Source organism: Nonomuraea endophytica (assembly GCF_014203235.1).
GTDB classification, from domain to species: domain Bacteria; phylum Actinomycetota; class Actinomycetes; order Streptosporangiales; family Streptosporangiaceae; genus Nonomuraea; species Nonomuraea endophytica.
In genome coordinates this window covers 17424-41791 of the sequence record NZ_JACHIN010000030.1, presented here as the reverse complement: position 1 = coordinate 41791, position 24368 = coordinate 17424, and the positions used below count along the sequence as shown (strand labels likewise).

Sequence of the window (24368 nt, the reverse complement as noted above, 5' to 3'; positions counted from 1 at the left end):
GCAGCGCGCCAGGCAGCGGCTACGGCAGCGCCTGCCAGGTCCTGAGGCGGCCTTCGCGATAGGGGCGATGGTTCTCGCCCTGCTCATAGGCACGGCCACCGACACGGCCACAGCCGCTTTGGCGCGGACGACTCGCGCCCGACGCAAGCCGAACCGCCGAGCCGCAAAGCGCGGATGACCTGACACGAGCAGATCGCCAGATGGCGCCCGGTGGCAATGGCCGGAGTGTCGCACCAGGTTCATGAGCCCAAGGGGGCATCTAGGGTTGACTCGCGAACCCGCCGTGCTGGTGCGGGGTCAGTGCCACCCCACACCCCGTGCAGTTGACGGGTGTCCAGCGCATAGGCCAGGCAGCGATCGCGTACCACGCATCTGGCGCACACCTCCTTCGGCCGCGCCCTGCCCGTCCGCCGAGATGGGGAAGAACAACTTCGGATCCGCGTCCAGACAGGCGGCTCGTTCGATCCAGCTATGGGTCCGCGTGGCTCGCGCGCCTACCCCGGAACTAGCGGGGTAGGCGCGAGGTCATGATGCAGGCAGGGCTTGTGCGTGTCGAGTTCGTCCGGCGTTCGCACGACACGGGCTCTGTTCTCGGCGTGCGCGCAGCCATTCGGCAAGGTACCGGCCTCCCGATCAGGCAGGATGTCGACGACGCGGTGATCGTCCATGTCGACCAGGACGCTGGCATTGGAGTTGCCGCACCGGTGGGCCGATCGTCGACGCCCAGCACCTTCACCGAGCCGACTTCGGGATCCAGTAGGGCTCTGATGAGCCCAGCCGCCGCCCAGCGGTGCCGGGCTCCGCAGTCGCTGGCCGTTCGGTTGCTGCGAGCCCGGCGCCGGGACGGTCAGGGTGGAAGCGTGCGACGTTTATGCGTCGTTTTATGTGCCGATACGAGGGCAGCCTAGTCTCATGACCTGTTGCCGCGCTTGCCCGACGCTGTCACCAGCGCCCGGCCACTCAGGGTGAGCTGTGGGAAAGCCGTGGCGCCCGCGATGTCGGAGGCCGGCGGCCTCTGTGGTGCGTGTCGGGGAGGTTCCGTGAGCGAGATCGGGAACATGCCGCTGCCGTCCATTGACCGGTTCGCCTTCGCCTTCGATGACCGCCACCGCCGGCCGTTGTCGCTGCTGGGCATTCGGCCGGACACGTGCGCGGTCATCGTCACCGAGCGGGGTGTGCTCGCTGGCCGACCGGGGCCTGACGTTCGGTTCCAACACCAGGCAGGGCGTGTGTCTCCGCTTCCACTCGCCGGTGCACGGTGGCGAGCCGATCGGGCTCGTGCGCCATCGCGGACTGACCGTCACCGTGGCCGATCCTGCCGCGCTGATCCGACGGCTTCAGCCGTACATCACCAAGAAGGGATCACTGCCGTGAACAGCATCGCCGAGCCCATCGACATCGAGAGTTGATGATCATGACGCACAATGAGGACTACCGCCCGCCCGAGCGCTCGCCCGAAGGCAAGCCGATGGCCCGTGCCACCCCGCGCGTTGTGGTGCACGTGAGGATCGGCTCCTTCATTTTGATCTTCGCCGTCGCGCTCGGTGTGCTCGGCCTGCTGATGGGCATCCCGCTGCTGGCCATCGGGGCCGGCGTGGTGATCGTGGCCACGGTCGTGGACATCGTTCTGGCCGTACGCGGGCAGCGTGCGCGCGGCTCTGGAGAAGCCGGCTGAGCCTCCATGCCGTAGGGGCCACGGGTGAGGGCAATCGTGGAGGTTATGATCCGCCGTTCACGGCGTAGTGCCACCGCATCGCTACGCCCCAGATCACCGAACTGGCGGCGCGGGCCTCCCTGCCGGAGGGCGCCGAGCGGGGCCTGCTCAACCGGCTGCACGCTAGTGCGCAGGTCGAATCCCGCCATCTGGTCCTGCCGCTGGAGGAATCACCGGGCTCGGCGCTGCCACTCTCATCTCCGTGGCGGCCGGTCTCGGCGTCGACGGTGTCCGGCACTGGGGCAGGCCGAGCTCACCCGGCCGACCTCGGACACCGGTATCGCGGCGCCCTCGATCGAGGCCGGGGCGTGCCAAACGACGCACAAGCGGTGCGTTTATCGAGGACGACGCGGGTACGGGCAGGTCATGGCATACGAGCCCGATTCCGAGCACCGACGTCCCGAGCACGCCGACGACACCACCGTGGAGGCCGTGGGCAAGTTGACGGAGGCACTAGAGCTTCTGGAGCGAGCCCGGGGCCACCTGTACACCTTTCATCAGCTCACCGGCAGGGCTGACTTCGCCCTGGACGCGGTGACGGAGCTCCTGGACAAGGCCGGGCAGCGTGAGCTGGCCGAACGCATCCGCCGCGATCTGGTCGGCCGCGACGTGATCAAGGATCGGTGGACGTTTCAGATCGTGGAGGACTACGACGCGGGGTACTACGCCACCTTCCGCGCCCTGGAGTCCGAAGTCCGCGACCGACTGATGGACGGCCGCCGGCACGTCGCGGAAGCCGAGTTGAAGCAACGCCGGACCTCGCCATGAACCGCACCGACCGGCCGACCGGCGGGCCTGGCCTTGGTGCCGTGCACGGCCTGTACGGCGTTCGCCACCGCACCGTACGCCTCGATCGTCGCCCACAACCCGGACTGCGGACCTCAGCTTGATGCCGTGATCCGGTCGAGGGGACGGTCCCGCGACGCCGCCGTGGCGCCGGCCCCCGAATCGGCCGGCGCGGCTGACCGGGGAGCGCCGTGAGGGCTCTCCTCGGGGGTGTTCCACCTGACCTCTCGCAGGACCCCGCTTCATGATCGCGAGGGGCCGGCTCCGTCCAGAGAGGGGCTGCGAGTCACTAGGCAGTCGCGCCGAATCAACCCTGCGGAGTCAGTCGTCCAGCAGGCTCTGGGCGCGCGGGGTCCGTACGTAGAGCATGGCCCTGCCGACGCGGTGCTTGGTGACCAGGCCCGCGGACAGCAGGAGGGCGAGCTGCTCGGACACGCTCGCAGCGGCCAGGCCGGTGCGGCGGGACAGGTCGGTGGTGGAGGCGGGGGTGTCCAGCTCGGTCAGCAGCAGTGCGCGGGAGCGGCCGATGACGGCCGCCAGCGCGTCGGGGGCGGGCGCGGTGCCACGTTCCCACAGGGTGGCGATGGCGCGCACGGGGTAGGTGATGATCGGCTGGCCGGGGGAATCGGTGCGGTGGAACAGGCCTGGCCAGACGAAGACGGAGGCGATCAGCAGCAGGCCCTCGCCTTTCAGCACGCGGGACAGCTCCTGAGGCCGCTGTTGGAGGTAGAGGGTGCGATCTTCCCAGCGGATGGCCGGGTGCATGTCCGCGAACACCCCGGCCGGGCCGTCCTGCGCGAGCCGGCCGGCGCGGTAGAGGAGATCACCTTCGAGCAGATTGCGCATGCGGGACCAGTGTGGCGCGATGGCGATCCGCCAGTACGCCCCGATGGCCTGCGCCAGCCGGTCCAGAGCCGGACCCGGGTTCTCGTAGAGCTCTATCGCGGTGCCCTCCAGCGGGCCGCAGGTGGGCCAGCTCGTCATGCGGTCCAGGTCCCCGCGGATCACCTCGTCGGGAAGGGCGCGCAGGGCGGCCAGCTCACCGGCCAGGTCCGGCGTGGGGACGGTGGGGATGGGACACAGGAAGTCCGGGATGTACGCGCCGCCGGGGATGAGGTCCAGCAGGGGCGCCAGGTCGGCCGTGAGGTTGGGGCGTACCTGCTTGAACCATGGCAGGTGCAGCGCCCGGCCGGCCGGGGTGCGCAGGGCGTGGACGCTGGCCGAGATCTCCCTCAGCGGCGAGTAGGCGAACCTGATCGAGGTCACGTCGTAGGCGGAGAACGCCACCGTGAGCATATGCGGGCACCCTTTGGATTCGGCTGCGGCCGAATGTATCGCAAGGGCTCTCGACCAGGCCACACCATAAGCCCACAAGGACCTCCCGGGAGCTGATCGGCAACCCGGGCGCCCCATCCGGAAACGTGGCCTGGCCGCTCGCGCACCCGGTGGCCGCACTACCAGTGATCTTCGTCCCGCTGTCGCTCCGCGCCTACATGCGCGGAAGACGCTCAACGCTTCAGGGCATCTGCAGACCGGCGTGTACCCCTCCTAGTAACTTCTCCCCCCGAAAGGCATCACCATGGCGCACAACATCCACGCAGACATCACCACCGCTACCTCTCCCTCTTCGACGCAGTCGCTGGTCATCGGTGGACTGGTCGCCTCGGCGGTCGCCGGCGCGGCGACCGCGGCCGTCGCCGCAGCGGGTGAGTTCGCCGGGATCAGCCTGGTTGTCGGCGGCGTGCCGATCCCGGTGCCCGGGTTCGGCGTGCTGACCGTCATCTTCTCCGTGGTGGGCCTGGCGCTCGCCCTGGTCCTGGCCCGCCGGGCCCGCCGTCCGCGCACGGCGTTCGTCCGCACCACGATCGCGCTCACCGTGTTGTCGCTGGTGCCGGATGTGCTCGTGGACGCGGCCCCGGCCACGAGGGTACTGCTGATGCTGACGCACGTGATCGCCGCGGCGATCGTGGTCCCGGCCATCGCCCGCCGCCTGTCCGCCTGATCCCGCTCCAGCGCATTCGCCATCATGCGGTACCTGCCGTCCGTCCAGCTCAACGAGAGCGCGCCGTAGCCGGCCGAAGACGAATCACAGGAGCAGCCGGCCCGGACGGACGGGCAGGATCACCGCCGAGACGCAGTCCGCCGGTCCTGGGTGCGGGCACCGGCGGTCAGTAAGCGCACGTGAACACCCCGAAGAAGAGGAACAGATCATGCCGAAGAAGATTCTCGTCAACCTGCCGACAAAGGACCTGGCGAAGGCCAAGAGCTTCTACACCGCGCTCGGCTACTCCATGAACCCGGACTTCACCGACGACGACGTGGCGTGCGTGGTGATCAGCGACGAGATCCAGGTGATGGTGCTGGTCGAGCCGCTCTTCCGGCGCTTCACCCCACGCGACGTCGCCGACGCCACGCAGGTCACCGAGACGATCCTCGCGCTGTCGGTGGACAGCCGGGAAGAGGTCGACGACCTCGTGGACAAGGCGCTCGCCGCAGGCGGGTCTCCTGTCGATCAGCCAGACACCCATGACATGCACAGCCGCAGCTTCTGCGACCCGGACGGCCACCTGTGGGAGGTCATCTGGTTCGACCCGGCGGGCCTGCAAGGCTGAGCGGACCCGATCATCCACCAGCCCACCCTCATGATCTACGGCGACCGGGACCTGGTCGCGAGGTCCGAGAACCTGACCGAGTTCGTCCCCAACGTGGAAGTGGTCAGCCTGGACTGCGGCCACCGGATCCAGCAGGAGAAGCCCGAAGAAACGAACCGAGCGATCACGAAATGGCTGGAACAGCAGAACCGGCCGTGCAGGAGGACCGGCTGAGACAGGGGCCGGCAACTGGCGAGTAGGCGGTCAGCACGATGCCGTGGGTGGCGTCCATGACTGTCAGTGATCGTCTACGGATTGCGGTGTGGGCGGAAGAACTCGGTGAGGTCGTGCGCGAGGAGTTCGGGTTCCTCATGGGCGGCGAAGTGTCCGCCACGCGGCATGCGGGTGTACCTCGTGATGTTGTACGTGCGCTCGGCCCAACTGCGCGGCGGTTGGGCGAGGTCGGCCGGGAACAGGGCGAGGGCCGTGGGAACCTCCACCCGCTGCACCCTCCTCGTCAGCCCCTGCGCGTACTCGTAGTAGGGACGGAAGGATGTCGAGATGGTGCCGGTGAACCAGTAGAGCGACGCCTGGGTGAGGAGGAAGTCGTCGCTGAACCGGGACGACAGGTCGCCATCGCAGTCGCTCCACGCACGGTACTTCTCGACGATCCAGGCGAGCAGCCCGGTCGGCGAGTCGGACAGACCGTAGCTCAGCGTGAGCGGGCGGGTGCTCTGCTGGTGCTGGTATCCGCCCTCCTCGGCGGACCAGCGGGCGATGGAGTCGAGGTACTCCTGCTCCTCGGGGGCGAGGCTGTCGGCGTCGTAGGCGGGCGGGCCGGCGACCGCCATCAGATGGATCGCCGCCACGGACTCGGGGTGGGCCTCGGCGAGCCGGGAGGTGATGCCGGCGCCCAGGTCGCTGCCGTGCGCGACATAGCGTGCGAAGCCGAGTTCGTCGTACATGAGGCGGTGCCAGATCTCCTGGGTCTGCGGTGGCTGCGCGAGCGAGGGCCGCTGAGCGGAGAAGGCGAATCCGGGCAGCGAGGGGATGATGACGGTGAACGCGTCGGCGGCGTCACCCCCGTACCGCGACGGCGTGGCCAGCCGGCGGGCGAGGGTGATCAGTTCGAGGAAGGAACTGGGCCAGCCGTTGGTCAGCACGATCGGCAGGGCGCCGGGTTGCTCGCCGTCGAAGCGCAGGTAGTGGACCGGGGTGCCGTCGATGTCCGCGACGTGGGACGGCAGCGCGTTGATGGTGGCCTCGTGGACACGCCAGTCGTAGCCGGAGGCCCAGCAGGTGACCAGGCGTCGCAGTTCGCCGGGGTCGGTGCCGGCCTCCCACGCGCCGGTGGGCCACGGGGTGGGCCAGCGGGTGTGGCGCAGCCGGGAGCGCAGCTCGTCCAGCTCGCCGTCGGTGACAGCGATCATGGGTGTGTGTTGGGTCACTGGAGTCTCCAAGGGTTTCTCTGACCCCTCTCGAGGAGGTCCTCGAGAGGGGCAAGCTCTTCTCGCGCCATGATCCCCCTTTGGCGAGCCCTTGATGGACTACCAAAATGATCATGGAATGGGCTGACCAAGTCCAGACGACACGCACATGTCGTGACCTGACCCCATTGCGCGATCGAGGCTTCCCGGTCCGGCTCACATCGGTGAAGTTGACCATGCTTTTCCGGCTCGACAACGTGATCGCCGACACCATGACCTCTCGTACGCCGCGGCGGCGACAAAATCGCCCAGCATGTCCGGCCGCCAGGCACGCAGGCGTGGCCTGAGGTCGCCGTGGGACCGAGGGCCCGCCCTGTCACGGGCAGGGCCCTCGCGAGCACCCCTCTACACGCCGCGCACGTGTAGAGACGGGCCGAAGAGTCCGGAAACGCGCTGGTGCGATGGAACGCCACGGAACGCGATGGAACGCCCAACCAGTGTAAGGCGCAAGGCCTTCCCCGTGAGCACGGCAACGCACAGGAGGCGGTGAATCGATCGCCGCCGTCATCGAAGGAGCGACATGCGTAGTCAGTTCGGCAGCAACGGGTTCGCCTCGAACCCGCAAGCGTCTTTCCTGCAGGGCGGCATTGTCGCCAGGCACCTTCAATCGGCTGACGTCACCCCGTTCGTCGAGCACGGCCGGCCGTATCTTCCACAAGCGGCCTTTTCGGATGCCGTCACGTGCACGAACAACCTGCACGTTCCGGCCTGCCGGATCGAGACCGACGGTTGCCACACCACCGCGCTTCCGACCGACTTCGGCTGCGCGACCGACCTCCAGGTATGCAGCAATACCTTCGGCTGCTAACCCATGGTCCTCGGCCTATCGGAGCTGACCGGCTATCTGCTGGATCGGCAGCATGTTCACCCGGACGCGGTAGTTGACGGCGGTCTCGGCATGGTCGATGCGTCCAGCCGTCATAGCAACGTCATTGTGCGTGCCGACCCGGCGGTCGGGCTGTTCATCAAGCAGGGTAGGTCCGATCCGGTCCAGCCGGTCACCGGCTGGACCGGGCCGGGAACGACCGCACACGAGGCAGCGGTGTATGCGCTGCTCGACTCGCTTGCCCGGCGACATCCTTCCAGCCGAGCTTCGGTGCCGGTGCCACGCTGCCTGGGGTTCGACGCAGACCACGGCGTGCTCGTCCTGGAACTGTTCCCGGACGCATCGGACCTCCTCACCCACCATGCCCGTACGCGGCGTTTTCCGGTCACCCTCGGAACCCGGCTCGGGGCCGCACTCGCCGATCTGCACGAACATGCCACCGGCCCGGCGCGGGAACGACCATCGGAGTTTCCCGGCTACCTGCCCTGGGCGCTGCGGCTGGACCGGCCGGGAACGGCGTTCTATCGCCAGATGAGCAACGCGGGCCTCGGGCTGGTGCGGATCGTGCAGTCGTCTCCGGAGCTGCGGGCGGCGCTCGCGGAGCTACGCGCCGGCTGGCGGACCGATGCCTTCATCCACCACGACCTCAAGCTGGACAACTGTGTGGTCCTCGCGGCCGGTACCTCCGGCCGGCACACCCGGCTGGCGCTCGTCGACTGGGAGCTCGGCAACCTCGGCGATGCCTGCTGGGACACCGGTTCGATCTTCTCCTCCTACCTGCACCACTGGCTGATCTCGTTCCCGCTGACCGGCAGCGAGCAACCCGACCACTACCTCGACCAGGCTCGCTTCCCGCTGGGGCGCATGCACAAGGCGATGCGGGCGTTCTGGGCGACCTACGTGCGCGTCCGCGGGTGGGACTCCGCGACGGCGGATGCGGCACTGATCCGCAGCATCCGTTACGCGGGCGCACGGCTGTTGCAGACCGCGTGCGAGCGGACCAAGCCCCTGTCCCGAGTGTCCACGGTGGTGGTCTGCCTCACCCAACTGGCCGAGAACGTGCTGGCCCGGCCCGAAGAAGCGGCCGAGCATCTGCTTGGCCTGTCTCCGCGAGAGGGAAGTGATGAGTGACACCCGCGCGCTGGTGGCCGAGGCCATTGCCGCCACCCGCATCTACCCGCCGGCGTGCTACTCGTGGTTCGGCGTGATGTCTGCGCGGCCGGCGGCCCGCGCCGCCCGTACGCTCAGCTCGCGCGCGACCCGGGACTATCTCGTGGACCAGTTGTCCAGCCGGTTGTACGCCGACTTCTACCGAAACGGTCGAGCCGAGCGGACGCGATGGCATGTCAACCGGCTGTCAGCGAGCCGGCACGATTTCGAGGCCGCGTTGTCGGCGGCCAACTGCGGGCAGGGACATCTGGACGGCGGCTGGCAGGTGCGGGGAACCGACGAGTACGGGGTAATGGTCGTCAAGAACGGGCTGGAACTGACCGTCATGGCGGACGAGCTGACCTGGGCGACACCGTCCGACGTGCCGGCTGCCGGCGAGTGGGCCGCACTACGGCTGCCCAAGGAGCTTTTCTGGGTCTCCCCCGGTTTCTACCTGGCCTGCGGCGACCGCCCGATGGACAGCCGACGGCCCGTACGCCTGTACTGGAACCTGCGCCCGGACGGGGCCGCCCCGTTCGTCGCGGCCGCGACTCGGCTGCTCAACTCCGCGGCGGCGGCGTTCAACCTCAAGGTGCCGAACGACCCGAGCACCTTCATCCGGTGCGACGCGGGAGTCATCTATCTGCCCCGCGACGACTATCCCGCGCTGGCCGATCTGATGCTCGCCCTGCACGCCGAGATCGCCGGCTTCCTCTCCCCGCGTACGCCGGTGTTCACCGCCCAACTGGCTCCTGGTCTGGGTTTCGCCGAAGACCCGGGAACAGGGAGAAGCTTCGGGGAGCACCGCTGCCGGCTGCTCGCCGAGGCATTGGTGCGGTCGCACGAATCGGGATGGGCCGACGACGCGACCGTACTGGCCGCCGTGGAAGAACGCTTTGCCGAAGCCCGCATCGATCTGGACGCCGCGCACCTGAGTCCCGACCTGGTTGGCGTCTCATGAGCGCGCCCGGCTACAGCCCCGCCGCCGACACCGCGGACCGGCAGCTGTCGGCCGCGGTGGGAATCGGCGCCCGGCTGGTGGCCGAAGCCATCTGGTCGGGAGACCGCTGCAACTGGGTCGGCGCCGAACCGCTGGATCTGCGGAACCGGAACGGCGCGAGGCTCGCGTTGACCTACCGAGCGCTCGGCCCGAACCTGTACGCCGGCAGCAGCGGCGTCGCACTGTTCCTCGCCCAGCTGTGCACAACCACTGGCCAGGATGAGTTCCGGCCGACGGCGCTGGCGGCGATGCGGCATGCGTTCTCCCGGCGCGAGGAGCTCGATCCCCACATGCGCGTCGCTTTCTACACCGGCTGGTCCGGAATGGGGGTGGCCGCGCTCCGCACCGGGCTGCTGCTGGACGACGCGGAGTTCGTCGACGTCGGGACCGGCCTGCTGCGTGAGGTCTGCCGGCTCGTCGAGGCGGTCGACGGGCAGGACGTCGAGTCGCCGGGCCGGCCGGAGTTCGATCTCATGTCGGGCATGGCCGGCACCGTCTTGGCGCTTGTCCTGGGACATCGTTACACCGGCGAGGACGCGCTGGCCGAGGCGGCGGCAACGGCCGCCGGCTGGCTGCTACGAACCGCCCGCAAGACCCGCACCGGCTGGTCCTGGCACTCATTCCGGATACCCGCTCAGCGTGATCTCACTGGCCTCTCGCACGGCGCGGCGGGAGTGGCCATCGCGCTGATCGAGGCGTACCGGCTGACCGGTGAGGAACTGTTCGCGACGGCCGCCCGTAACGCGATGCGCTATGAGAACCGCTGGCTGAGCGTCGAAGAAGGCGACTGGCCGGACTTCCGGCGCCACACCGACGCCGGCCGGACCCGCGTCTACACCCCGCTGTGGTGCACCGGAGCCCCGGGCATCGCGCTGTCCCGCCTGTACGCCTACGAGCAGCTCGGCGAGTCGCAGTGGCGGCAGGACGCGACCACGGCGCTCGCCACCACCGAGCGGGTGACGCGCCAGCTGCTGGAAGGTGGCGGCGCCGACTACTCGCTCTGTCACGGGCTCCCCGGCAACGCGGAGTCCTTCCAGCAGGCGGGCGTGATCCTCGGCGCCGACGCGGGCGGCCGCGATATCCCATCGCTCGTCGCCGACCACGGGCTGGAGCGGAACGCGAGTACCGGCACCTGGCCGTGCGGAACCCACAGTGAGGAGAGCCCGAATCTGATGCTCGGCCTGGCCGGGATCGGCTACTTCTACCTCCGGCTGGCGGCGCCGCAGATCCCATCCCTGCTGCTGCCCGTGCGGTGGGGTCGGTGACCGAGCCGGCCGACCCCGCGCACAGGGTGCCGCTGCGCCGGCTGGGCGGGCTGTTCGCGCCGCACTGGCCGGCGCTGGTCCTGATGCTGACGGTCACCGTTGCCACGTCCGTGGTGGGGACGGTGTCACCGTTCCTGGTGCGGGCGGTCATCGACACCGCGTTGCCACGGCGTGACCTTGCTCTGCTCTACCAGCTCGGTGCCGGTCTCGTCGCGGTGGCGGCGCTGGTCGCCGTGCTGAGCATGTTGCAGGGCTGGATCAGTTCCCGGGTCGGCTTGCGGATCATGCACCGGCTGCGGACCGAGGTGTTCGCCCACCTGCAGCGGCAGTCGCTCGCGTTCTTCACCCGGACCCGGGCCGGGGAGGTGCAATCGCGGATCGCCAACGATGTCGGAGGCCTGCAGAACGTGATCACCTCGGCCGCCTCCTCGGCCGCGTTGCAGCTCACGACGGCCGTCGCCGTCGCCGTGGCGATGGCCGCGTTGTCCTGGCGGCTCATGCTCATCTCCCTCGTGATGACGACACCGGCGGTGCTGGTCACCCGCCAGGTCGCCGCGCTGCGCCGGAGAATACTCAGCCAGCGGCAGCTCGCGTACGAAGACCTCACCGTCACGGTTGAGGAGAGCCTTTCGGTCAACGGCATCCAGCTGATCAAGACGCTCGGCACCGGGCCCGGCCAGGTCGCCCGGTTCACCGAGATCTCCACCCGCCTGGTCGACCTCGAGCTCCGCGCCCAGCTCACCGGCCGGTGGCGGATGGTGGCGCTGAACGTCCTGTTCTCCGCGATCCCGGCCATGATCTACGTCGGCGCCGGCTACGCCGAAACGACCACCATCGGCACGGTGGTCGCGTTCACCGGCCTGCAGTCGGCGCTGCTCCAGCCGATGATGGGCCTGCTGAACACCGGCGCCATGGTGAGCAGCTCGCTGGCCCTTTTCGGACGCGTCTTCGAGTACTTGGACCTACCGGTCGAGATCGACGACCCAGCCGACCCCGTACGGATCGACCCGGCCACCGTCACCGGCCGGCTACGCTTCGAGGACGTCACCGTCGCCTACCCCGGTGGCGGCCCGGCCGCGGTCGCCGGCGTCACCATTGACGTACCCGCTGGGACGACGCTGGCCGTGGTCGGCGAGACCGGTGCCGGCAAGAGCACACTGGCATCACTCGTACCGCGGCTGCGCGACCCCACCGGCGGCCGGGTCACCCTCGACGGCATCGACCTGCGCGACCTCACGCTCGCCGACCTCGCCGCGACCGTCGGCGTGGTCAGCCAGGAGACCTACCTGCTGCACGGCACCGTACGCGACAACCTCCGGTCCGCACGGCCGGCGGCGACCGACGCCGAGATCGAGGCGGCCGCCACCGCCGCCCAGATCCACGATCTGATCACCGGCCTACCGCACGGCTACGACACCGTGGTCGGGTCCCGCGGACACCGCTTCTCCGGCGGCGAGCGGCAGCGGATCGCGATCGCCCGCACGCTGCTGCGCGACCCGCGCGTGCTCGTCCTGGACGAGGCCACCAGCGCGCTGGACACCGCGACCGAGCGAGCGGTACAGCAGGCGTTCGACCTGCTCACCCAAGGCCGGACCACGATCACCATCGCACACCGGCTGTCCACGGTCCGGAACGCCGACCAGATCGTCGTACTGGACCACGGCCGCGTCGTGGAGACCGGCACGCACGCCAGCCTCCTCGGCTACAACGGCCGATACACCGCCTTCCTCACCTAACCCTCGGGTCGCCAGAGCGGTCACGTCGGCCGGCTCCGGCGCGTCACAGGCCCCCCGGCGCCACTCTCGCCCCGCAGAAGCATCCCGGCTACAGCACCGAGCGGTACCGGATCCGCGACGGAACGGAATGGAACGCCCCAATGGGTGAATCGGTAAGGCGCATGGCCTTCCACGGTGAGCACACGGCAACCCACAGGGGGCGGTGAAACGATCGCCGCCGTCATCGAAGGAGCAACCTGCTTAATCAGTTCGCCAGGCTGTACCGTTTCATAACCCATCGCGCGGTGCTTGATCTGCGGGTTCGATCAGCGAAGGCGGTAGGGCAGGATCGGGTCTTGTGTCGGTTCGTCTGCACAACAACCATCGCCCGCACCAGTCACGCCAACAACGTCCACCCGATCAAGACGAGCACGTTCTGGTGCCGCTGGAAGGCCGGATTCGGCGTCGAAAGGTGCTCGGCGGAGCCATCAACGAGTACCACCGAGCCGCATAGCTGATTCGAAGAAAATGCCAGCTCAGACTATGTTTGCGAGTTTTGAAACGGTACGGGCGTGACCGACATCCGGCGGATCAAGCAAAAAGCCAGGTCAGACGGTGTCTGGCCTGGCTGGTAATGGGTGCCCCCTGTAGGATTCGAACCTACGCACCCGGCTCCGGAGGCCCCTCCAGAAGTTGACCTCCATCTGCAGCCTCCAGGCCACTCTGCATCTCTCTGCCCGCAGGTAGCCCGAATATCTCGCCCGAAGACGCTTCTGACGGGGGCACGAGAGTATCGGCGAAACCGCGGCCACTTCGTCTGAACTCTCAAGAGTGACTCTGGGAACGCTAGCCTCGGCCACAAGCACGGCGTCGAGGACCATCCCTGCGTGCGCGGGGAGCACGAGTCCCGACCACTCGATCCCCGTACGACTCGGGACCATCCCCGCGTGCGCGGGGAGCACCCGGCCATCCGCTCGCGCGTGCACCCGGGCTCGGGACCATCCCCGCATGCGCGGGGAGCACTACAGGTCGGGCAGGTCTTCGATTGGGGCGATGGGACCATCCCCGCGTGCGCGGGGAGCACTGATCGCCTCGACACTCACTCCTGCTCCCGTCTGGACCATCCCCGCGTGCGCGGGGAGCACACCAGGCCGGTGCCGGACACCTTCTGCATGCCGGGACCATCCCCGCGTGCGCGGGGAGCACGCCCGAGCAGGCATGAGGCTGGGCCGGTGGGTGGGACCATTCCCGCGTGCGCGGGGAGCACACCGTCTGGGTCCACCGGCCGGACGCGCGCACGGGACCATCCCCGCGTGCGCGGGGAGCACAAGCCGCACCACCAGCCCCGCCCGGTCGTACCGGGACCATCCCCGCGTGCGCGGGGAGCACTCCGACATCTGCACCATGTCGAGCGACCTGCTGGGACCATCCCCGCGTGCGCGGGGAGCACCTCGTAAGCCCAAGCGAGCAAATCGGCCGCGCGGGACCATCCCCGCGTGCGCGGGGAGCACACGCGACTTCTCCCCGCTGTGGCCTCGATGTTGGGACCATCCCCGCGTGCGCGGGGAGCACAGGGTCCGTACGTCGTCGGCGGGCTGGGCGTCGGGACCATCCCCGCGTGCGCGGGGAGCACACAACGAATAGCGGAGCCTGAGATGGCTGCAGAGGACCATCCCCGCGTGCGCGGGAGCACACTCGCCGACCTGCGGTGGAGTCAGGCGCTGGCCAGTGTTTCGAGTACTTTTGTCAGATCCGACATATGACCCAAAAGCTACCATAGAGGTTATGGATCACGTTTCACTTGCATATTTGAAGTAAAGGGCCATCGGGGAATTGAGAGGCCATAAATTCATATCGTCACCCCGACACCGTCCTCTTGGTGCGTCTCTTTTCGACTTTGTCGCCACATAGCCAGCACGTAAGCCCGCCCTGCTCTTTAATGACCTTCATGCGCGATGGTGGGAGCCTATGGGACCGGCTGAGCCTGGACTGGTCGTCGGCTGCCCATGCGGTGTGGGCCAAGCATGACAGGCCAACGGATGGTTGGCTGCCGCTGTGGAGCCACATGGCCGACAGTGGCTCGGTGGCGACAAGGCTGTGGGATATCTGGCTTCCGCCACAGGTGAGGCGCATCATCGCCGGTCCGCTGTCGGTCGAGGAAGCGCGGCGCCTGGCGATCTGGCTGGCGACGATCCACGACATAGGCAAGGCCACACCCGCGTTCGCATGCCAGGTGGATCCTTTGGCAGAGGTTATGCGGCAAGCAGGGCTCACCATGCCCGAGTTCAAGCTCATGCCCGACCGCAAACTGGCTCCCCATGGACTCGCTGGCCAAGTGCTGCTGCAGGAATGGCTCATGGAGCGGTTCGGATGGACACGCTCAGCCGCGCATCAGCTCACCATCGTCGTGGGCGGCCACCACGGCGTGCCCCCGGCCGCCACCGACATCCACGAAGTGGCCACCCATGCTGCTCTGCTGCGCACCCCAGACTCGGCCACTTCCTGGAAGCAGGTGCAATGGGAGTTCCTGGACCGCTGCGCCCAAGCGTGTGACGTCCTGCAACTCCTTGGTACCTTGCGCGCGGTGAAGCTGCCGCAACCATCGCAGGTACTGCTGACCGGCCTGGTCATCGTGGCCGACTGGATCGCCAGCAACCCAGACCTGTTCCCGTACTTCCCCGAGGCGGCCGGCCGTACTGGCAGCGAACGGGTGGAGGCAGCATGGCGAGGCCTGGACCTGCCGCAGCCGTGGAAGCCGGTGGACACCAAGGAGACCGACGTGGACACCCTGTTCGCGACACGGTTCCGGCTTCCCGTGGGCGCCGAGATCCGGCCGGTGCAGCGACGTGCGGTTGAGCTGGCCCGATCGATGACCTCGCCCGGACTTATGATCATCGAGGCGCCGATGGGGGAAGGGAAGACCGAGGCGGCCCTTGCGGTGGCCGAAGTCTTCGCCGCACGCTCCGGCGCGGGCGGGTGCTTCGTCGCGCTGCCGACGATGGCGACGGGCAACGCCATGTTCACGCGAGTGCTGCAGTGGCTGGACCGGGCTCTGGGCGTCGACCAGCGGCACTCCGTCCAATTGGCACATTCGAAGGCGGCGCTGAACAAGCACTACGCCGCTCTCGTCCGGGCAGGACGGCGTGCCGTACACGGCGTCGACATCGACGGCGACGATGCCCTACCGCGCAAGGCCGCACCCGCCGAGTTGATCGCGCACCAGTGGCTGCGCGGGCGGAAGAAGGGCATGCTGGCCTCTTTCGTGGTGGGAACGGTCGACCAGCTGCTGTTCATGGGCCTGAAGAGCCGTCACCTGGCCCTGCGGCACCTCGCGCTGGCGGGCAAGGTCGTCATCATCGACGAAGCCCACGCCTACGACGAGTACATGAACTCCTACTTGGACAGGGTCCTCACATGGCTCGGCGCTTACGGCGTGCCGGTGGTCGTGCTGTCGGCGACCCTTCCCGCCACACGCCGCCGTGACCTGGCTACGGCGTATGCCGGCACCCCAACGGCGGACGCCGCCGAGGACGGCTACCCACTGCTTACCGCCGTTGAACCAGCAGGTCAGCCGGTGACCATCCGGGCGGAGCCTTCGAACCGGTCGACGACGGTTCAGCTTGAGCCGCTGGAGGATGATCTCGACGCGTTGAGCGACAGGCTCGCCGCCGATCTCGCTCAAGGCGGCTGCGCGCTGGTGGTCCGCAACACGGTCGATCGCGTGCTGGAGACGGCCGCACACCTGCGGAGCCGCTTCGGCGCAGACGCGGTGACCGTGGCGCATGCCCGGTTCGTCGACGTGGATCGCTTGCGCAAGGACGCCGAACTGCTGGAACGTTTCGGCCCCCCGCAAGAGGCGAGCCGGCGCCCGACCGAGGCGCATATCGTGGTCGCGAGCCAGGTGGCCGAACAGTCGCTGGACATCGACTTCGACCTGCTGGTCAGCGATCTGTGCCCGATCGACCTGCTGCTGCAGCGCATCGGCCGGCTGCACCGGCACGAGCGTGGCGAGCGCCCACCTCGTGTGGACGAGGCGCGATGCCTGGTGACGGGCGCGGATTGGCAGGCTGTGCCTGTCCCGGTGCGCGGTTCCCGCCGCGTCTACCGCTCCTACGCGTTGCTGCGGTCCGCGGCGGCACTGCACCCTCATCTCTTCCCGGAATCCGGTGCACGGCAGCCGGTGGAGCTACCCGCCGACATCAGTCCTCTGGTTCAGCGCGCCTACGGCAGCGAGCCGATCGGGCCACAGCCATGGCAGCAGGCGATCGAAGAGGCACGGCTCCAGGAGGAAGCACACCAGCAGGAGCAACGTCGTAAGGCGTCTGCTTTCCAGCTGGGCGACATCGGTAAGGAGGGGCGGGCGTTGTTCGGCTGGCTGGAGGCCGGAGTCGGCGACGCCGAGGACACCCCACGAGGCCGTGCCCAAGTTCGCGATGGCATAGACGCACTGGAGGTGCTGGTCGTGCAGAAGCGCCGGGACGGCACGCTGGCGACGCTGCCTCATCTCGGCCAAGGGTACGGCGGGCGCGTAATCCCGACCGACAGCCTCCCGGAGCCGCAACTGGCCCGCGTCGTGGCTTCATGCGCACTTCGACTGCCCTACCACTTCTCCATGCCGCACGTGATCGACCGCGCCATCAGCGAACTGGAAAAGACCTACATCCCTGCCTGGCAGACGCAGGACAGCTCATGGCTCGCCGGGCAGCTGATCTTGGAGCTGGACGAGAACTGTCGGACCCGCCTGGCAGGCTACGACCTGCGTTACACCCCTGCTGACGGCCTGGAGGTGTCTCATGCCGGATGACGGACGTCCATCGTTCGATCTGACCAGCGAACGCTGGCTGCCGGTGCGCTACCGCAACGGCAGCAAAGCCGACCTGTCGCTGCGCCAGATCTTCGCCGAGGCGCGCGAGGTGCGCTGCCTGATGGGAGATGTGCCCACTCAGGAGTTCGCGCTGATCCGCCTCCTGCTGGCGATCCTGCACGACGCCCTGCAAGGCCCGGCTGACCTGCAGGAATGGCAGGAGCTCTGGGACCATGGCCTGCCCGGTGATCGCATCGAGGACTACCTCCAATGTCACCGCGATCACTTCGACCTGCTGCATCCGCAGAGGCCCTTCTTCCAAACGCCGGATCTACGCGCCGCCTCCGGCGAGGTCAGCTCACTCGACCGGCTCGTCGCCGACGTACCCAACGGCGCACGCTTCTTCACCATGCGCGCCCGCGGAGCGACCCGGCTCACGTACGGCGAAGCGGCCCGCTGGCTCGTGCACGCGCACGCCTTCGACACCTCCGGCATCAAGACCGGCGCGGTCGGCGACCCACGCGCCAAAGGCGGTCGCGGCTACCCCCAAGGCGTCGCATGGACGGGAAACCTGGGCGGCGTCATGGCCGAAGGCGAGTCACTGCACGAAACCCTGCTGCTCAACCTGATCGCCTTCGACACCCCGAACCTGCACGCCGAACCCCAGCACGACCTGCCGGCCTGGCGCAGACCCCCGACCGGCCCACAAGCCATCGACCAGGCCGATATGGCCGACCGCCCCGCCGGACCCCGAGACCTGTACACCTGGCAGTCACGCCGCATCCGTCTGCACGCCGACACCGAAGGCGTCACCAGCGTCATCCTCGCCTACGGCGACCCGCTCTCACCACGCAACATGCACCTGCACGAGCCGATGACGAGCTGGCGCCGCAGCCCCGAGCAAGAGAAGAAGCTCGCGATGGCCCAGGTATACCTGCCCCGCGAACACGACCCGGACCGAAGCGCCTGGCGAGGCCTGGGCGCCCTGGTCGCCGGCCGCGTCGGCGGCGCCGAGCAGAGACGCGAAGCCGCGGCCATCGTACGGCCGCGCATCCTCGACTGGGTGGCCCGCATGACCGTCGAAGGAGACCTGCCCGCCGACTTCCTGATCCGAGCCCGGCTCTTCGGCCAGGTGTACGGCACCCAGCAGTCGGTCGTCGACGAGATCGTCAACGACGCCGTCGCGATGCCGGTGATCCTCCTCCACGAGCAAGACCAAGGTCTGGGACAGACCGCGATCGACGCGGCCGCCGACGCCGACCACGCCGTAGCGCTCATCGGCGATCTCGCCGCAGACCTCGCCCGCGCGGCTGGCACCGCAGCCGACGGCCCGAAGGGCAAGGCCCGGCTGGCCGGCTACGCCGCGCTCGACGGCCCATTCCGGAACTGGCTGGCCGCCCTGCGCCCGGACGACAACCCCCACGAGCAAAGAGCAACGTGGCAACTCAAAGCACACCGAATCATCAGCGCCGTCGGTGACGACCTCCTCCGATCAGCGCCGGACGCAGCCTGGCAAGGGCGCGTCATCACCACCCGCCAAGGCACCGAACTCTGGTTGACCGCCTCCCGAGCAGACCTGACCTGCCGCACGGGGCTGAACAGAGCGCTGCCGCTGGCCTCGGCGCCGACGACAGGGGCACCAGCATGACCGCCACACCCACGCCGACGTCGCCTGCCGAGCTGGTCGGCACCACAACCGGCGCCTACCTCGCCCCCCTCCAACGGGGCTACCTCAACGACGAGAGCTGGGCAGTAAGCCTGCTGGCCCGGCTGCGACGCGGCGCCGGCAAACTGCCCCAAGACGTACCCGACCTCTGGGGCGCCACCGGCCTCGAAGAACTCCACCACCAACTGCCACCCCGAAGCGGTGACACCGCCCTGGAACGTGCCGAAGCCGCCCAGTTCATCGCCGTAACCCTCTACGCGCTCCACCAGCAGTCCCGCCGCACCACGCGCATGCACCACCCCGGCACCGAACTCGGCACCGCGGTCCGCCGCCTGATGCCCGGCGGCGCCATCGACGAACCCATCCGCCGCCGCTTCGTCCGCGCCGGCACCGCCACCACCCGGCAGGCCCTGGCCGAACGACTGCGCGACCTCGTCTCCCTGCTGCACCGCGAGTCCATCCCCATCGACTACGCCCTCCTGGCCCAGCGCCTCTACCAGGCACAACTACCCGACGGCATGCGCCAGGTACGGCAACGCTGGGGGCGCAGCTTCCACGCCCACCGCCCCGCCGCCACACCGGCAGACACCGCCCCTTCCCCCGCCCACTCTCCCGGAGAGGCTGACGACTGATGACGCGCACGATCCTTGAGGTCCACGTGCTGCAGACGGTCCCGCCAAGCTGTCTCAACCGAGACGACACCGGAACCCCGAAGACAGCGGTCTACGGCGGCGTCCCACGAGCACGCGTGTCCAGCCAGGCATGGAAGCGCGTCACCCGCCGCGACTTCCAGCAGATCCTGGACCCCAGCCAGCTCGGCGTGCGCACCCGCAGAGTCGCCGAACTCCTCGCCGGCCGCATCCGCACCCTGAACACGACGATCTCCGAACAAGCCGCCTGGGCACTGGCCGCCGAGACCATCCAGACCGCCACCGGATCCAAGGTCGACATTCCCAAGCGGGCAGCGAACAAGACCACCGACGGCGGCCCAGAACCCGCCCCCGAATCCAAGTACCTGCTCTTCCTCAGCGCCCTGCAACTGGACGGCCTGGCCGAACTCGCCGTCAAAGCAGGCGACGACCCGAAGGCGTTCTTCAAGGACAAAGGCATCAAGGACGAAGCCAAGAAGATCGCCAACACCCGCCACTCCGTCGATATAGCCCTGTTCGGACGCATGGTGGCCGACAGCGCCGACATCAACGTCGACGGCGCCGCCCAAGTCGCCCACGCCATCAGCGTGCACCGTGTCGACAACGAATCCGACTATTACACGGCGGTCGACGACTACCAGCGCGACGACAGCGAAGAGACCGGCGCGGGCATGATCGGCACAATCGAATTCAACTCCGCCACCCTCTACCGCTACGCCTGCGTCGATGTCGACCTCCTACGCCGCAACCTCGGCAACGGACTGCACGAAGGCGACACCACCGATGAGCCCGTACGGCAGGCCGTCGAAGCCTTTTTGCAGTGCTTCATCACCTCGCTGCCCACCGGCAGGATCAACACCTTCGCCCATCACACCCTCCCGGACGCCGTGCTGGTCAAGATCCGATCCACCCGGCCCATCAGCTACGTCGCAGCATTCGAAGAGCCCTGCCACGCCGAGCCGGAAACCGGCGGCCACCTGCGCCAAGCCTGCCAGGCCCTGGCCGACTACATCCCCCAGGTCGAAGAAGCCTACGGCGACGACCAGCCGACCCCTTCCTGGCTGCTACGCGTCGGCAAGAACACCTCCTCGCTGACCGGACTGGGCGAAGAGCTCCCACTGCACGATCTCGTCCACGCCGCCGGGCAGGAGATCGCCCATCGCCAGGGACCATCGTGAGCGTCCTGCTGACCCAGCTGGCCGGCCCCCTGCAGGCATGGGGGGCCAGCTCGCGTTTCGCCCGCCGTACCACCGAAGCCGCCCCCACCAAGAGCGGCGTGATCGGACTGCTGGCCGCAGCCCAAGGCCGCGAACGCACCGCCGACCTCACCGACCTGGCTCACCTGCGGTTCGGCGTGCGCATCGACCAACCCGGCACCCTCCTGCGCGACTTCCACACCGCGCACCGCTTCACCGGGGAGTCGATGCCGGTCTCCGAACGCCTCTACCTGGCCGACGCCGTCTTCGTCGCCGCCGTCGAAGGCCCAACCGAGATCATCACCGACCTGAGCGCCGCCGTACGTGCACCGGTGTACCTGCCCTACCTCGGACGCCGCTCCTGCCCACCGGCCCGCCCCATCCACCTCGCCACCCTCCACGACCGCAGCCTGCAGGACGCCCTGACCACGCAGGCGTGGCAAGCTTCACCCTGGCACCAGCGCCGCAACCGCCACCAGCGCGACATCCGTCTGGAGGTCCTCCTCGAAGCCAGTGCCGACGATGCGAGCGCCGACATCCAGCGAGACCAGCCCATCAGCTTCGACCCATTGCACCGGCAGTACGGGCTGCGCGGCATCACTCGAATCTGGGTCAGCGTGCCCAACCCCCACGCCACCAAGCCACCACCCCTCCACCACGACCCCATGGCACTCCTGGGAGGCACGTGATGCACCTGACCCGCTTCCGGTTCAACACCGCCCGGGTCACCGCCCGAAGGCTGCTGTCCTCCCCGCAGATCCTGCACGCCGCCGTCATGTCGTCCTTCGCCGACATCCCGCCCACCCCCGGCGACGGCCCCCGCGTACTGTGGCGCCTGGACGCCAACAGCCGCGCCGAAACCTACCTGTACATCGTCAGCCCCGATGCCCCGGACCTGACCCACCTGGTCGAACAAGCAGGCTGGCCCCAGACCGGCAAGTGGGACACCCGCGACTACACGCCCCTGCTGCAGCGGCTGAACGCCGGCGGCCGATGGGCCTTCCGGCTGACGGCCAACCCCGTGCACTCCATCCGCCGCACCGCCGACGAACCCACCAAACCCACCGCCCACATCGGGGTCCATCACCAGCGCGGCTGGCTGCTGCAGCGGCAGGAACAGGCAGGATTCAAAATCGTCGAGAAGCCCGCCGAGCAACGCCGCCTACCCGAAGGCGACGAATACGAGCTCACCCTCCACGACAAACGCCAGCTCGCCTTCGGCAAACCCGGTCAGCGAGGCCGGGTCACGCTGGTCACGGTCACCTTCGACGGTCTCCTGGAAGTGACCGACCCCGACGCCCTCCGCCGCACCCTCACCCACGGACTGGGCAAGGCCAAAGCCTACGGCTGCGGCCTGATGACCCTGGCCTCAACACCCGCATGACCACGGTCGGCAAACGAGGAGCATCCTCGCCACGCGAACTCACCCGCATGAGCGACCGCATCTCCTTCGTCTACCTCGAACGGTGCACCATCCACCGCGACGACAACGCCCTGACCGCCGAAGACGCCGAAGGCGTCACCCACATACCCTCAGCCACCATCGGCACGCTCCTGCTGGGCCCCGGCACACGCATCACCCACCAAGCCATGAGCGTCCTCGGCGACAGCGGCGCCGGCGTGGTGTGGGTCGGCGAACGCGGCGTCCGCTTCTACTCCGGCGGCAGATCCCTGAACCGCTCTTCCGCCCTGGTCGAAGCCCAAGCCACTCAGTGGGCCAACCAGCGCAGCAGGCTCCAGGTGGCGCGCGAGATGTACCGCATGCGGTTCCCCGGCGAAGACCCATCCACGCTCACCCGGCACGAGCTACTGGGCCGCGAAGGACGCCGGGTCAAAGACTGCTACCGCCACCACGCCGCCAGAGTCGGAATCAACTGGAACGGCCGCGTCTACATACCCGGAGACTTCACCGGCGGAGACCCTGCCAACCAAGCCGTCACCGCAGCCGCCCAATGCATGTACGGCGTCGCCCAGACCAGCGTCGCAGCCCTGGGTTGCGCACCCGGGCTGGGCTTCATCCACTCGGGGCACGAACTGGCCTTCGTCCTGGACATCGCAGACCTCTACAAAACCGAGATCGCCATCCCGACAGCCTTCGACGTCGCCGCCGAATCACCCGACGACGTCGGCTCCCGAACCCGCAGAGCGATCAGAGACCAGATCAACCGCACTGGCCTCCTCAAGCGCTGCGTCAACGACATCAAGCACCTACTGCTGCCTGATCAGCCGCGAGGCGACATTGATGACCATGTCGATCGGGTCACGCTCCAAGGAGACCGCGGAACCCAGCTGGAAGCCGGCCGCAACTACGATGACGATCATGCCTCATCCGATTCTGGCGAATATGAGGTGCCCTGGTGATGGTCCTGGTATTGACGCGCTGCCCAGCAGGATTACGGGGCTTTCTCACCCGCTGGCTCATGGAGATCTCGCCAGGTGTCTTCATCGGAGGCCCGTCCGCCCGAGTCCGCGAGGCGCTGTGGGCCGAAGTGCAGCAGTACGCGGACACCGGACGAGCCCTACTCGCGCACTCCAGCGACAACGAGCAAGGCTTCGCCTTCCAAACTCATGATCACCATTGGCACCCGATCGACCATGAAGGACTCGTCCTGATCCACCGGCCCAAGTCGAAACCAGCAGTACAGGCAGAAGCTGCGCCATCCGGGTGGAGTAAGGCCGCCAAGCGCCGCAGATATGGGCACTCCTGACGGGTGACAATCGCTGCGACGATCCAGCCTTTCGGAGGGCAAGAAGCGGTTCAACCCGACGCTCAGGACCTTGGAGGGCGTTATGACCGAATTATCGAAAGTGCTCCAGAACTCCGCTACGCCCTCCTAAACCTGCAGCTCGGCGAGTGTGCTCCCCGCGCACGCGGGGATGGTCCCTACGACGATGGCGGCGGCGTGTGGGAACGGGAGTGCTCCCCGCGCACGCGGGGATGGTCCCCCAGTCCTCCCCATCGCGCTCGTAGCCCAGAGGTGCTCCCCGCGCACGCGGGGATGGTCCAACTGGATGAGGCGCGGGCCGTCCGAGGATGTGGTGCTCCCCGCGCACGCGGGGATGGTCCCCTTCAATCAGACCTCCGGCGACGGCATCTCATGTGCTCCCCGCGCACGCGGGGATGGTCCCTCCAGCCCTGCCCGGACACCCGGCTCGGGGAAGTGCTCCCCGCGCACGCGGGGATGGTCCCGGATACCCGCCCACCATCCGAATCAGCAGGTCGTGCTCCCCGCGCACGCGGGGATGGTCCCTCATCGGCGAGCGCCGCAGACAGCACCTCCCCGTGCTCCCCGCGCACGCGGGGATGGTCCCTGCCGCTCGTCGTCAAAGGGTACGGCGACCCGGTGCTCCCCGCGCACGCGGGGATGGTCCCGGGGTGTCATGGGTGACGGGCGGCTGGTCGTGGTGCTCCCCGCGCACGCGGGGATGGTCCCGAGATCAAGATCCTCACCTACACCGGCACCAGGTGCTCCCCGCGCACGCGGGGATGGTCCCCCGGTGTCGCCGCCGGAGACGGTG

Annotated in this window: 22 protein-coding genes and 2 CRISPR repeat arrays (1 of these 24 only partly in view); of the genes, 19 read left to right on the top strand and 3 right to left on the bottom strand. The window is 68.5% G+C overall.

From position 1 onward, the window contains the following. Positions 1-239: 239 nt before the first annotated feature. Positions 240-437: a WhiB family transcriptional regulator gene (locus tag HNR40_RS57745; protein WP_376773621.1), complete on the bottom strand. Its 198-nt coding sequence runs from the start codon at positions 435-437 to the stop codon at positions 240-242. Positions 438-1098: 661 nt separating this feature from the next. Here HNR40_RS57745 and HNR40_RS52290 point away from each other — a divergent pair. From HNR40_RS52290 to HNR40_RS52280, 3 genes are all read left to right on the top strand, one after another. Beyond that, the gene (locus HNR40_RS52290) at positions 1099-1374 is read left to right on the top strand and encodes a hypothetical protein (RefSeq protein WP_221341897.1); all 276 of its coding nucleotides are present in this window, start codon (positions 1099-1101) and stop codon (positions 1372-1374) included. 40 nt (positions 1375-1414) lie between these two features. Next, positions 1415-1675 (top strand): hypothetical protein, encoded by a 261-nt coding sequence (locus HNR40_RS52285; RefSeq protein WP_184976219.1) that lies wholly within the window; start codon positions 1415-1417, stop codon positions 1673-1675. A gap of 405 nt (positions 1676-2080) precedes the next feature. Further along, on the top strand, positions 2081-2482 hold the full coding sequence (locus HNR40_RS52280; protein ID WP_184976217.1) for a hypothetical protein: 402 nt from the start codon (positions 2081-2083) through the stop codon (positions 2480-2482). Positions 2483-2821: 339 nt separating this feature from the next. Here HNR40_RS52280 and HNR40_RS52275 read toward each other — a convergent pair whose 3' ends face one another. Continuing rightward, the gene (locus HNR40_RS52275) at positions 2822-3796 is read right to left on the bottom strand and encodes an ArsR/SmtB family transcription factor (RefSeq protein ID WP_184976215.1); all 975 of its coding nucleotides are present in this window, start codon (positions 3794-3796) and stop codon (positions 2822-2824) included. A 283-nt stretch (positions 3797-4079) separates the two neighbouring features. On the opposite strand from HNR40_RS52275, the gene HNR40_RS52270 reads away from it, so the two are divergent. The 3 genes from HNR40_RS52270 to HNR40_RS52260 all read left to right on the top strand — a co-directional run bounded on the left by HNR40_RS52270 (position 4080) and on the right by HNR40_RS52260 (position 5325). Then, positions 4080-4502, top strand: a complete 423-nt coding sequence (locus tag HNR40_RS52270) for a DUF6069 family protein (protein ID WP_184976213.1) — start codon at positions 4080-4082, stop codon at positions 4500-4502. A 208-nt stretch (positions 4503-4710) separates the two neighbouring features. Continuing rightward, positions 4711-5112, top strand: coding sequence for a VOC family protein (locus HNR40_RS52265; RefSeq protein ID WP_184976211.1), 402 nt, complete (start codon positions 4711-4713; stop codon positions 5110-5112). Positions 5113-5142: 30 nt separating this feature from the next. After that, complete coding sequence (locus HNR40_RS52260) at positions 5143-5325, top strand: alpha/beta fold hydrolase (protein ID WP_221341896.1); 183 nt, start codon at positions 5143-5145, stop codon at positions 5323-5325. Positions 5326-5399: 74 nt separating this feature from the next. On the opposite strand, the gene HNR40_RS52255 is transcribed toward HNR40_RS52260, so the two are convergent. Beyond that, positions 5400-6521 (bottom strand): epoxide hydrolase family protein, encoded by a 1122-nt coding sequence (locus tag HNR40_RS52255; RefSeq protein ID WP_184976209.1) that lies wholly within the window; start codon positions 6519-6521, stop codon positions 5400-5402. A gap of 577 nt (positions 6522-7098) precedes the next feature. Between HNR40_RS52255 and HNR40_RS52250 the strand changes: the two genes are divergently transcribed. The 13 genes from HNR40_RS52250 (at position 7099) to cas2e (ending at position 23557) form a co-directional block, all read left to right on the top strand. After that, positions 7099-7386, top strand: a complete 288-nt coding sequence (locus tag HNR40_RS52250) for a hypothetical protein (RefSeq protein WP_184976207.1) — start codon at positions 7099-7101, stop codon at positions 7384-7386. A 3-nt stretch (positions 7387-7389) separates the two neighbouring features. Further along, complete coding sequence (locus HNR40_RS52245; RefSeq protein WP_184976205.1) at positions 7390-8535, top strand: phosphotransferase family protein; 1146 nt, start codon at positions 7390-7392, stop codon at positions 8533-8535. After that, entirely contained in the window at positions 8528-9514 is a 987-nt protein-coding gene (locus HNR40_RS52240; protein WP_184976203.1) for a T3SS effector HopA1 family protein, read from the top strand. The genes HNR40_RS52245 and HNR40_RS52240 overlap by 8 nt, the downstream gene beginning before the upstream one ends. Beyond that, positions 9511-10818: a lanthionine synthetase LanC family protein gene (locus tag HNR40_RS52235; protein ID WP_184976200.1), complete on the top strand. Its 1308-nt coding sequence runs from the start codon at positions 9511-9513 to the stop codon at positions 10816-10818. The genes HNR40_RS52240 and HNR40_RS52235 overlap by 4 nt, the downstream gene beginning before the upstream one ends. Beyond that, positions 10815-12554: an ABC transporter ATP-binding protein gene (locus HNR40_RS52230; protein WP_312896871.1), complete on the top strand. Its 1740-nt coding sequence runs from the start codon at positions 10815-10817 to the stop codon at positions 12552-12554. The genes HNR40_RS52235 and HNR40_RS52230 overlap by 4 nt, the downstream gene beginning before the upstream one ends. An 852-nt stretch (positions 12555-13406) precedes the next feature. Further along, positions 13407-14166: direct repeats of the CRISPR family, unit length 29 nt; unit sequence GGGACCATCCCCGCGTGCGCGGGGAGCAC. A 306-nt stretch (positions 14167-14472) separates the two neighbouring features. After that, positions 14473-17337, top strand: a complete 2865-nt coding sequence (gene cas3, locus HNR40_RS52225; protein WP_246510883.1) for a CRISPR-associated helicase Cas3' — start codon at positions 14473-14475, stop codon at positions 17335-17337. Next, a complete protein-coding gene (gene casA / locus HNR40_RS52220) occupies positions 17327-18985 on the top strand; it encodes a type I-E CRISPR-associated protein Cse1/CasA (RefSeq protein WP_184976197.1) in 1659 nt (552 codons plus the stop codon). Before cas3 ends, casA begins: the two co-directional genes overlap by 11 nt. Continuing rightward, on the top strand, positions 18982-19635 hold the full coding sequence (casB, locus tag HNR40_RS52215) for a type I-E CRISPR-associated protein Cse2/CasB (protein WP_184976194.1): 654 nt from the start codon (positions 18982-18984) through the stop codon (positions 19633-19635). The genes casA and casB overlap by 4 nt, the downstream gene beginning before the upstream one ends. Next, positions 19635-20831 (top strand): type I-E CRISPR-associated protein Cas7/Cse4/CasC, encoded by a 1197-nt coding sequence (gene cas7e / locus HNR40_RS52210; protein WP_184976191.1) that lies wholly within the window; start codon positions 19635-19637, stop codon positions 20829-20831. Before casB ends, cas7e begins: the two co-directional genes overlap by 1 nt. Then, positions 20828-21538 (top strand): type I-E CRISPR-associated protein Cas5/CasD, encoded by a 711-nt coding sequence (gene cas5e / locus HNR40_RS52205; RefSeq protein WP_184976189.1) that lies wholly within the window; start codon positions 20828-20830, stop codon positions 21536-21538. Before cas7e ends, cas5e begins: the two co-directional genes overlap by 4 nt. Further along, positions 21538-22233: a type I-E CRISPR-associated protein Cas6/Cse3/CasE gene (cas6e, locus tag HNR40_RS52200; protein ID WP_184976186.1), complete on the top strand. Its 696-nt coding sequence runs from the start codon at positions 21538-21540 to the stop codon at positions 22231-22233. Before cas5e ends, cas6e begins: the two co-directional genes overlap by 1 nt. After that, positions 22230-23210, top strand: a complete 981-nt coding sequence (gene cas1e / locus HNR40_RS52195) for a type I-E CRISPR-associated endonuclease Cas1e (RefSeq protein ID WP_184976183.1) — start codon at positions 22230-22232, stop codon at positions 23208-23210. Before cas6e ends, cas1e begins: the two co-directional genes overlap by 4 nt. Beyond that, positions 23207-23557 (top strand): type I-E CRISPR-associated endoribonuclease Cas2e, encoded by a 351-nt coding sequence (gene cas2e, locus HNR40_RS52190; RefSeq protein WP_184976180.1) that lies wholly within the window; start codon positions 23207-23209, stop codon positions 23555-23557. Before cas1e ends, cas2e begins: the two co-directional genes overlap by 4 nt. Positions 23558-23705: 148 nt before the next feature. Next, positions 23706-24368: a CRISPR direct-repeat array (repeat unit 29 nt; unit sequence GTGCTCCCCGCGCACGCGGGGATGGTCCC) (it continues 1499 nt past the right edge of the window).

Excerpts from the sequence above, each read along its gene's own strand:
- HNR40_RS52280 (WP_184976217.1), top strand. The coding sequence starts at position 2,081 with ATGGCATACGAGCCCGATTCCGAGCACCGACGTCCCGAGCACGCCGAC.
- cas6e (WP_184976186.1), top strand. The coding sequence starts at position 21,538 with ATGCACCTGACCCGCTTCCGGTTCAACACCGCCCGGGTCACCGCCCGA.
- HNR40_RS52235 (WP_184976200.1), top strand. The coding sequence starts at position 9,511 with ATGAGCGCGCCCGGCTACAGCCCCGCCGCCGACACCGCGGACCGGCAG.
- HNR40_RS52290 (WP_221341897.1), top strand. The coding sequence starts at position 1,099 with ATGACCGCCACCGCCGGCCGTTGTCGCTGCTGGGCATTCGGCCGGACA.
- cas3 (WP_246510883.1), top strand. The coding sequence starts at position 14,473 with ATGACCTTCATGCGCGATGGTGGGAGCCTATGGGACCGGCTGAGCCTG.
- casB (WP_184976194.1), top strand. The coding sequence starts at position 18,982 with ATGACCGCCACACCCACGCCGACGTCGCCTGCCGAGCTGGTCGGCACC.
- cas7e (WP_184976191.1), top strand. The coding sequence starts at position 19,635 with ATGACGCGCACGATCCTTGAGGTCCACGTGCTGCAGACGGTCCCGCCA.
- HNR40_RS52270 (WP_184976213.1), top strand. The coding sequence starts at position 4,080 with ATGGCGCACAACATCCACGCAGACATCACCACCGCTACCTCTCCCTCT.
- HNR40_RS52285 (WP_184976219.1), top strand. The coding sequence starts at position 1,415 with ATGACGCACAATGAGGACTACCGCCCGCCCGAGCGCTCGCCCGAAGGC.
- HNR40_RS52265 (WP_184976211.1), top strand. The coding sequence starts at position 4,711 with ATGCCGAAGAAGATTCTCGTCAACCTGCCGACAAAGGACCTGGCGAAG.
- HNR40_RS52250 (WP_184976207.1), top strand. The coding sequence starts at position 7,099 with ATGCGTAGTCAGTTCGGCAGCAACGGGTTCGCCTCGAACCCGCAAGCG.
- HNR40_RS52255 (WP_184976209.1), bottom strand. The coding sequence starts at position 6,521 with ATGATCGCTGTCACCGACGGCGAGCTGGACGAGCTGCGCTCCCGGCTG.
- cas1e (WP_184976183.1), top strand. The coding sequence starts at position 22,230 with ATGACCACGGTCGGCAAACGAGGAGCATCCTCGCCACGCGAACTCACC.
- HNR40_RS52260 (WP_221341896.1), top strand. The coding sequence starts at position 5,143 with ATGATCTACGGCGACCGGGACCTGGTCGCGAGGTCCGAGAACCTGACC.
- HNR40_RS52275 (WP_184976215.1), bottom strand. The coding sequence starts at position 3,796 with ATGCTCACGGTGGCGTTCTCCGCCTACGACGTGACCTCGATCAGGTTC.
- casA (WP_184976197.1), top strand. The coding sequence starts at position 17,327 with ATGCCGGATGACGGACGTCCATCGTTCGATCTGACCAGCGAACGCTGG.
- HNR40_RS52245 (WP_184976205.1), top strand. The coding sequence starts at position 7,390 with ATGGTCCTCGGCCTATCGGAGCTGACCGGCTATCTGCTGGATCGGCAG.
- HNR40_RS52240 (WP_184976203.1), top strand. The coding sequence starts at position 8,528 with ATGAGTGACACCCGCGCGCTGGTGGCCGAGGCCATTGCCGCCACCCGC.